Here is an 8,495-nt window from a genome sequence, read left to right as displayed (position 1 = left end):
AGGCCGCGCACGGTGGCCACGTCCACCTCGCCCCCGGCGAACGCCAGGTCGATGGTGTCGCCGATCAGGTAGTTGATGGCCAGCTTTCCATCCGCCCGGCGCTGCACCGCCCCCGTGCTGTCGCGCCCCGGCTGCATGCGGTACAGCGACCTGGCGCTTCCCATCGCAAGCATCCGTTCCAGTTCCGCGTTCTGCGTCGTGTCGCGCCGTGCGCCGCCGGCCGGAGCCGCCCCGCGCCCCGCCGTGGCCGAGTCGCGAAAGAAGCCGATGATGGTGTCGGCAAAGATCAGGTCGCGCTGTCCCAGCGCCAGCCCCGCCACCGTGTCCGGCGTGCCGGGCGCGTCCGCGGGGCCGGGGCCCAGCACCTGGGTGGTGTCCCACGACTGCCCGCTGGCCGTGCCGATGGCCTTTACCTGCCGCAGCCGCTGCCCCGGGCTCAGCGCCTCCAGCGAGTCCGCCTCCATGCGGAACCCGCGGGCCAGCGCCACGGAGCGCCCCGGCGCGGAGGGCGTGCGCCCCGAAACCAGCCGCTGCAGCGAATCCCGCTCAAAGTACATCTGCAGCTGCGGCCCGGTAATGCGCAGCCGCTCCTGCACCAGCCGCGCGTTGCCCCGGCTCAGCACCTGCTGCAGCGCGCCCTGCGAAAGCTTCGTCTCGATGAAGTCGCCCGTGAGCTCGTACTGCTCGCCCCTGGCGCGCGCGTCGCGGCGAAGCTCCAGGCGCTCCTGCGTGGCGTCGTAGTACGCTTCCTGCGCCCGGGCGTTCAGCGTCTTGCCGGTGATGACGACGTTGCCTTCGGCCGTGACGGATTTTTCGCCCACGGTGGTGATGCGGTCGCCGTCCACCTCCATGGGGTCGCGCCCCGCGCCGCTGCGGGGGACCACGGTGAGGTGCGGGCGCTCCGTGGCGATGGCCTGCGCTTCCGGGCGCCCGGCCGCGGCGCGGAAGTACTCCAGGTTGGGGCCGCGCAGCGTGGAGCCCCGGTTCTTGTCGGTGAACACCACGTTGCCCGTGGCGTACAGCCGCCCCGAGGTGCCGTTGTAGGTGGCGTAGTCCGAGGTCAGCGAGCGCAGCGGGTCCTGGTAGTCCACCCGCCCGAACATGTGCGTCTCGTTGATGGCCTCGTAGATCACCGCGCTGTCGGCGCGCAGCTCCTCGCCGTTGGCGCACCGCACCAGCAGCGGGCCGCCCGCGTTCAGCACGCGCTGCCCTTCCGGGCCGGTGCTGGTCCACGCGCCCTGCTGGTACACCAGGTTGCACACGTTCTGCGCCACCGCGCAAACAGGGAGCAGCAGCGCGCCCGCGGCCAGGGCCAGGGATCGGAGCAGGGCGCGCATCAGAAGTTCTCCGCCCCGGCGTTCACCTGCACGCCGGTCGCCTTGCCGCCGCGCCCCTGCACGTTGGTGAACTTGGTGTCGGAGTTGAAGCCCTGGCTGGTAAAGGTGCGCCCGGCTTCTTCCACGATGGTTTCGCGCTCGCTCCACACCCGGTCGCCGCGCTGGTCGTAGTGCAGTTCCTCGCTGCGGATGGTGCGCTGCACGCCTTTTTCGTTGCGCGTGACCAGCACCACGTTGCCGCGGGCGATCATGATCTGCGTGGCCTCGTCGTACTCCCCCGTCCTGCTGGTGAGCTTGCCGGGGTTCTTGCCCTGCTTGTCGTAAAAGGTCAGGCGCACGCCGCGCAGTTCCGTGACCCGCGTGTTGGGGCGCTGGTACGCGGTGTCGCCGTACAGGTCCGCCTTCTGGATCCCGCCGTCGCTCAGCTTCAGGTTCAGCCCGTAGGTGCGCTGGGTGCCGTCGGCCTCCATCCCCACGGGGGCGCTGGGCGCAGCGGTGCCGTCCGGGCCGCACGCGGCAAGGACGACGATCCCCAGAAACGCTGCCCACCGGCTCGTGCGCATCACACTCAAACCGCTCCCGCCCGCATGAGGTCGTGAAGGTGAACCATCCCCCGCAGGCGCCCGTCCCCGTCCACCACGGGGAGCGCCATCACGCCGTGCCGCTCCATCACGCCCACCGCGGCGGCGGCGAGCTGGTCGGGTTCGGCGGTGCGGGGAGTGCGTGTCATCACTTCCGATACGGCGATTGTAAAAAAGTGTTCCTCCCGCTCCATCAGGCGCGTCAGGTCGCCGCTGGTCAGCACGCCCTGCAGCCGCCCCTCCGCGTCCACGATGGCCACCGTGCCGCGGCGCTCCGCCAGGGGCACGATGGCCTGCCGCATGGTGGCGTCAGCGGGCAGCACGGGGAGGTCCGACGCCTCCATGACGTCCTGCACGCGCAGCAGCAGCCGCCGGCCCAGCGCGCCGCCCGGGTGCACGCGGGCAAAATCGTCGCGCCCAAAGCCGCGGCGCAGCAGCAGCGCCACCGCCAGCGCGTCGCCCATCGCCAGCGCGGCCGTGGTGGACGACGTGGGCGCCAGGTCGTGCGGGCACGCTTCCTCATCCACCGAGCAGTCCAGCACGTACTCGGCGTGGCGCCCCAGCGCGCTTTCCGGCCGCCCGGTGAGGGCGATGGTGCGCACGTCCATCCGCGTCAGAAACTCCACCAGCCCGCGCAGTTCCTCGCTTTCGCCGCTCTTGCTCAGCAGCAGCGCCACGTCGCCCGGCCCCACGATCCCCAGGTCGCCGTGCAGCGCCTCCACGGGGTGAAGAAAGCTGGCCGGCGTTCCCGTGCTGGTGAGCGTCGCGGCGATCTTGCGGCCGATGATGCCGCTCTTGCCGATCCCCGCCACCAGCACGCGCCCCGTGGCGTTCAGGATGGCCTCCACCGCCCCGGCGAACTGCTCGCCGATGCGCGATTCCAGCGCGGCCACGGCCTCCGCCTCCATGCGGATCACGCGGCGGGCGCGGTCCAGCGCCTCGTCCACGCCCAGCGCGCCGGTGCCGCGGACGGCTTCGGCCAGCGAGGTCAAACCCCCGCCTCCCGGTCGGCCACGTACGCCTCCACCCGCTCCGCCCACTCGCCGCGCGCGGTCAGCAGCGCCTCGGCAAACTCGCGCACGGCGCCGCGCCCGCCCTCGCGCACGGCGCGCCAGGCCGCGCAGGCCCGCGCGTCCGCCGTGGCGTTCCCCACGACGGCGGGAAGCCCCACGCGGCGCAGGATGGGGAGGTCCGGCAGGTCATCGCCCACAAAGGCGGCCTCGCTCCAGTCCATCCCGTTGCGCTCCAGCATCTCCGTGACGATGCGCAGCTTGGCGGCCTTGCGGTCCTGGTGCACCTCGTCCAGCTGCAGCTCCTCGCCCCGCAGGCGGACGGCGTGCGACTCGCGCCCGGTGACGATGGCGACGGTGATCCCCGCTTCCTTGAGCAGGCGGATCCCCAGCCCGTCCTGGATGTCGAACCGCTTGAGCTCCATGGGCTCGCCGCTTTCCGTGGCGCCCAGGTACACGCCGCCGTCCGTCAGCACGCCGTCCACGTCCAGGATCACGATGCGGATGCGGCGCGCCAGTTCGGCGGGGATGGGCTGCGGCGCGTCAGACACGGGCGGCCTCCATCCCCAGCGCGGCGCGGAGGGCGAGCACTTCTTCCACCAGCGGGCGCAGGCGGTCCAGCGGGAGCATGTTGGTGGTGTCCGACAAGCCCCTGGCCGGTTCCGGGTGCGTTTCCAGAAAGAGCGCATCCGCCCCCGCGACGACCGCCGCGCGGACCAGCGAAGGGATGAAGCGCGGCTCGCCGCCGCTGATCCCCCCGCCCTCCCCCGGGCGCTGCACGCTGTGCGTTCCGTCAAAGATGGCAGGCGCCTCGCACGCCTCGCGCATCAGCGCGAACGAGCGCATGTCGACGACGAGGTTGCCGTAGCCGAAGAAGGTTCCGCGCTCCGTCGTGGCGACGGCGGGCGAGCCGGCGCCGCGCACCTTGGCCACCGCGCCGCGCATCTCGTGCGGCGCCATCCACTGCCCCTTCTTGACGTTCACCGGCCTCCCCGTCGCGCCGGCGGCCACCAGCAGGTCCGTCTGGCGGCACAGGAACGCGGGGATCTGCAGCACGTCCACCACCTGCGCGGCGGCGGCGCAGTGCTCCGGCAGGTGCACGTCCGTCAGCAGGGCGAGCCCGGTGGCCTGCCCCACGCGCTCCAGCTTGCGCAGCCCCTCGTCCACCCCCGGCCCGCGCGGCGAGCCCGGGGACGAGCGGTTGGCCTTGTCGAACGAGGCCTTGTAGATGATGGGCAGCCCCAGGTCCGCGGAAAGCCGCGCCAGCGCCTCCCCGATCTGCAGGTTGAGCGCGTCGCTTTCCACCACGCACGGCCCCGCGATCAGAAAGAACCCGCCGTCCGGCCGGAACAGCCGATCGACCGCGCCGAAAGCCGCGCTCACGCCGCCACCCCCGCACTCACGCACCCCGCACTCACGCACTCCTCCGCCGTCACGCGCCCACCTCGGCCGCGGGCTCCACGCGAGCCCGCGCGGGGAGATCGATGGTCGTCTGCTCCGACGCGTTGCGGCGCGCCATGGCCGCTTCCACGAAGGAGGCAAAGAGCGGGTGCGGATGGTCCGGGCGCGACTTGAGCTCCGGGTGCGCCTGCGTGGCCACGAACCACGGATGGTCGGGAAGCTCGATCATCTCCACCAGGTTACCGTCCGGCGAGGTGCCGCTGACGAGCATCCCCGCATCTTCCAGTTGCGGGCGGTACGCGTTGTTGACCTCGTAGCGGTGGCGGTGGCGCTCGCTGATTTCGCTGCCGCCGTAGATGCGCGCCGAACGCGAGCCGGGGACGAGCCGCGCCGTGTACGCGCCCAGCCGCTGCGTGCCGCCCAGGTCCGTCACCTGCCGCTGGCTGTCCATCAGGCAGATCACGGGGTCGCTGGTGTCGCGCTCCCACTCCGCGGAGTGCGCGTGCTCCAGCCCGCACACGCTGCGGCTGAACTCGATGATGGCCGTCTGCAGCCCCAGGCAGATGCCGAAGAACGGAAGCCCGTTCTCGCGCGCCCAGCCGATGGCGCTCAGCATCCCTTCCACCCCGCGCACCCCGAACCCGCCAGGGATGAGCAGGCCGTGGTACTGGCTCAGCTTGTCCGCCGGCTGGCCGTTCTCAAAGTCCTCGGACGAAAGCCAGTCGATCTGCACCTTGACGTCGTTGGCGATGCCGCCGTGGTACAGCGACTCCTGCACGCTCTTGTAGCTGTCCACCAGCGCGACGTACTTGCCCACGACGGCGATGCGCACGGTGCCGTTGCGCGGCCGCTTGACCCGCTCCACCAGCTTTTCCCACGAGGCCAGGTCCGGCTTGGGCGTGTTGTGCAGCCCCAGCTTGGCGGCCACCTGCTCGTCCAGCCGCTGGCGATGGTAGTCCAGCGGCACCTCGTAGATGCTGCCCACGTCGCGCGCCTCAATGACGCTCGCCACGTCCACGTTGGTGAACAGGGCGATCTTGCGGCGCATCTCCGGCGGAATGGGGTGCTCGCTGCGGCAGATGAGGATGTCGGGCTGAATGCCGATCTCCATCAGCTCGCGCACGGAGTGCTGCGTGGGCTTGGTCTTGAGCTCGCCCGCCGCGGCGATGTACGGAATGAGCGTAAGGTGGATGAACAGCGTGTGCTCGCGCCCCACCTCCTGCCGGTACTGGCGGATGGCCTCCAGGAACGGCAGCGACTCGATGTCGCCCACCGTGCCGCCGATTTCGGTGATGACGACGTCGTGGTTGGGCGCCAGGCGGCGGATGGCCGTCTTGATGGCGTCGGTGATGTGTGGAATCACCTGCACCGTGGCGCCCAGGTACTCGCCGCGCCGCTCCTTCTGGATGACTTCCTGGTAGATGCGCCCCGTGGTGATGGAGTTGGCCACGGACAGCGACTCGCCCACGAAGCGCTCGTAGTGCCCCAGGTCCAGGTCCGTCTCGGCGCCGTCGTCGGTCACGAACACCTCGCCGTGCTGAAACGGCGACAGCGTGCCCGGGTCTACGTTGATGTACGGGTCGAACTTCTGGATGGTCACGCGCAGCCCGCGCGCCACCAGCAGCCGCCCGATGGAGGCCGCGGCGATCCCCTTGCCCAAGGACGACACCACGCCGCCGGTGACGAAGATGTACTTGGTGGGGGTCGTGTTCATGGCCGTCATGCCGATGCCTCTGCGAAATCGGGTGTGTTCGCCTGCAGGATGTGCCCGGCGCGCGCGGCGTCGGCCGGGGTGTCTACCCCGCCCTCCGCCGGCGCGCCCACCGCCACGCCAATGCGCAGCCCGGCCGCCAGGGGCCGCAGCTGCTCCAGCTTTTCCGCGCGCTCCAGCGGCGATTCCGGGAGCGAGACCCAGCGCAGCAGCGCGTCGCGGCGGTAGCTGTAGATGCCGACGTGGCGCAGAAAGAGCCCGCCGCCGAAGTCGTCCGGCCCGGGCTCCGCGTCTCGAAGGGCGGGAACGGGGGCGCGCGAAAAGTACAGCGCCGCGCCGTCATCCGCCCGTACCACCTTCACCACCGAAGGTTCACGCCACTCCTCCGCCGTGCGGATGGGGGTGGCCACCGTTCCCGCGTCCCATCCGCCGTCGCGCACGAGTTCGATCGCCGCAGCCAGGTGGTCGCCGCGCACGAAGGGCTCGTCGCCCTGCACGTTCACCACGGTACCGTATCCCTCGTACTCCGGCAGGCTCGCCACCTCGGCCACGCGGTCCGTCCCCGACGGATGATCTTCGCGCGTCATCACCACGCTGCCGCCGCAGGCGCGCACGGCGTCCGCCACCCGCTCGCTGTCCGTCGCGACGACGAGCGCGTCGAACAGCGCGAACGCGGATACGCGGCGCCAGACCCATTCGATCAGGGGGCGGCCCGCAAGCGGGTGAAGCGGTTTGTTGGGGAGGCGCTGCGAAGACAGCCGGGCTGGAATGACGCCGAGAACGCCGGCAGCCAGGGTGCCCGTGAAGGGGAGGTCGGGTGACGAGCTTGCAATAATCACGCCACGCAAGTTAGCACTCGCGTGGCGGCGGGACAAGAGGGGCGGCGGGGCCGCGTGCGTGCGCGTTCTGCACGCCGTGCGGGCAACGCTTCCCAATGTAGTGCGCAACGGGGCCGGGGGCTAGGCCAGCCCTTGCTCCGGGCCGTGTGGCGGCGCGACTTTCATCGCCCTCTCTTCCCGATGCCGGAGACCCACGTGGCCAGCACCCCCGCGAGCGAGTTCCAGGAGCCCGATCCCGCCGCCGTGGGCTTTGTGCTGCACCTTGGGCGCGCGCTGCACAGCTATGGCGAGGCATCGCACCGGCTGGAGGACATCCTGGGCGCCATGGCCGACCGGCTGGGGCTGCAGGGGGCGCAGTTTTTCTCGCAGCCCACCTCGCTGATGGCGTCGTTCGGCCCCGTGCACCTGCAGCGCACGCACATGATGCGCGTGCAGCCGGGCGACGTGGACCTGCGCAACCTGGCGGAGGTGCACAGCGTGGGGCTGCAGGTGGCGCGCGGCGACATCTCGCCGGCGGAGGGCACGGAGCGCATCGCCCAGGTGGCCGCGTCTCCGCCGCCGTACGGGTCGGCGCTCACCACGGTGGCGTTCGCGGGGCTGTCCGGTGCCAGCTGCCAGCTGCTGGGTGGCGGCGCGAGCGAGATCGCGGCGGCCACGGTGCTGGGGCTGGGCCTGCGGATGTTCACGGTGCTGGCCGGGCGGGTGCCGCGCCTGGGCCGCGTCCTGGAGCCGCTGGGCGCCCTGCTGGTGAGCGCCGCGGCGGTGGCGCTGGCGCACGTGGCGGGCCCGCTGGCGGTGCTGGTGGCCACCCTGGCGGGGCTGATCGTGCTGCTGCCCGGGCTGACGCTGACCAACGCGCTGAACGAGCTCGCCAGCCGCCAGCTGGCGTCCGGGACGGCGCGGCTGAGCGGCGCGTTCATCACCTTTCTGGGGCTGGCGTTCGGCGTGGCGCTGGGCAACCGGCTGGCGGTGGCGGTGTTCGGCACGCCCGCGCTGGTGGAGCCGTCGCGGCTTCCCGGGTGGGCGGGGCTGGTGGCGCTCGTCGTCTCGCCCCTCTGCGGCGTGGTGCTGCTGAAGGCCGCGCCGCGCGACATTCCGTGGATCGTCGTGGGAACGGCGCTGGGGGTGGGTGGCGGGCAGGTGGGGGCGCGGGCGCTGGGGGTGGAGCTGGGCGCGTTTGCCGGCGCGTTCGCGGTGGGGTTGGCCAGCAGCATCTACGCGCGGCTGCAGAACCGTCCGCCGGCGGTGGTGCTGGTGCCGGGCATTCTGCTGCTGGTGCCGGGGAGCGTGGGCTTTCGCGGGCTCGCCTCGCTGATGGAGCGGCAGACGCTGGCGGGGATCGAGACGGCGTTCAGCATGATGCTCACGGCCGTGGCCCTGGTTTCCGGTCTGCTGATCGCCGGCGTGATCGCCCCCGAGCGCCGCGTGCGCACGCCCGGCGCGCCCTGGTTCCGCACGCGCCTGGGCGGCTGACCGGCGCCTCAGGCATCGGAACGGGAGGGATTCGGGATCGGTGCACGTCGGACGGGGGCGGCGCATGCGGAGAGAGGCCCCCATCCCCAGCCCCTCCCCCAAAAACCCCTGGGGGAAGGGAGCACTGGGTACGCGCTCCGGAG

The 8,495-nt window shown here is 71.8% G+C and carries 8 protein-coding genes; 1 reads left to right on the top strand and 7 read right to left on the bottom strand.

The features are described 5' to 3' along the window. From VF665_RS12480 to kdsB, 7 genes are all read right to left on the bottom strand, one after another. A partial coding sequence (locus VF665_RS12480; RefSeq protein WP_331053753.1) for an LptA/OstA family protein occupies positions 1 to 1,337 on the bottom strand: 1,337 nt, incomplete at its 3' end. Then, positions 1,337 to 1,900, bottom strand: coding sequence for an LPS export ABC transporter periplasmic protein LptC (lptC, locus tag VF665_RS12475; RefSeq protein WP_331053752.1), 564 nt, complete (start codon positions 1,898 to 1,900; stop codon positions 1,337 to 1,339). The genes lptC and VF665_RS12480, both read right to left, overlap by 1 nt. Positions 1,901 to 1,905: 5 nt before the next feature. Beyond that, positions 1,906 to 2,826 (bottom strand): KpsF/GutQ family sugar-phosphate isomerase, encoded by a 921-nt coding sequence (locus VF665_RS12470; protein WP_349263126.1) that lies wholly within the window; start codon positions 2,824 to 2,826, stop codon positions 1,906 to 1,908. Between the two features lie 80 nt (positions 2,827 to 2,906). Continuing rightward, positions 2,907 to 3,479 carry a KdsC family phosphatase gene (locus tag VF665_RS12465; RefSeq protein ID WP_331053750.1) on the bottom strand — a complete coding sequence of 191 codons (573 nt, stop codon included), beginning with the start codon at positions 3,477 to 3,479 and terminating at the stop codon, positions 2,907 to 2,909. After that, entirely contained in the window at positions 3,472 to 4,311 is an 840-nt protein-coding gene (gene kdsA, locus VF665_RS12460; protein ID WP_331053749.1) for a 3-deoxy-8-phosphooctulonate synthase, read from the bottom strand. The genes VF665_RS12465 and kdsA overlap by 8 nt, the downstream gene beginning before the upstream one ends. Positions 4,312 to 4,360: 49 nt before the next feature. Beyond that, positions 4,361 to 6,043 (bottom strand): CTP synthase, encoded by a 1,683-nt coding sequence (locus VF665_RS12455; protein ID WP_349263125.1) that lies wholly within the window; start codon positions 6,041 to 6,043, stop codon positions 4,361 to 4,363. Positions 6,044 to 6,048: 5 nt separating this feature from the next. Further along, complete coding sequence (gene kdsB / locus VF665_RS12450) at positions 6,049 to 6,879, bottom strand: 3-deoxy-manno-octulosonate cytidylyltransferase (protein ID WP_331053754.1); 831 nt, start codon at positions 6,877 to 6,879, stop codon at positions 6,049 to 6,051. 180 nt (positions 6,880 to 7,059) lie between these two features. Here kdsB and VF665_RS12445 point away from each other — a divergent pair, with 180 nt between their 5' ends. Continuing rightward, positions 7,060 to 8,352, top strand: a complete 1,293-nt coding sequence (locus tag VF665_RS12445; RefSeq protein WP_331053747.1) for a threonine/serine ThrE exporter family protein — start codon at positions 7,060 to 7,062, stop codon at positions 8,350 to 8,352. Positions 8,353 to 8,495: the final 143 nt, after the last annotated feature.

Origin of the sequence: Longimicrobium sp. (assembly GCF_036387355.1) — a bacterium.
Classification (GTDB): domain Bacteria; phylum Gemmatimonadota; class Gemmatimonadetes; order Longimicrobiales; family Longimicrobiaceae; genus Longimicrobium.
This window is presented reverse-complemented; position numbering and strand designations above follow the sequence as displayed.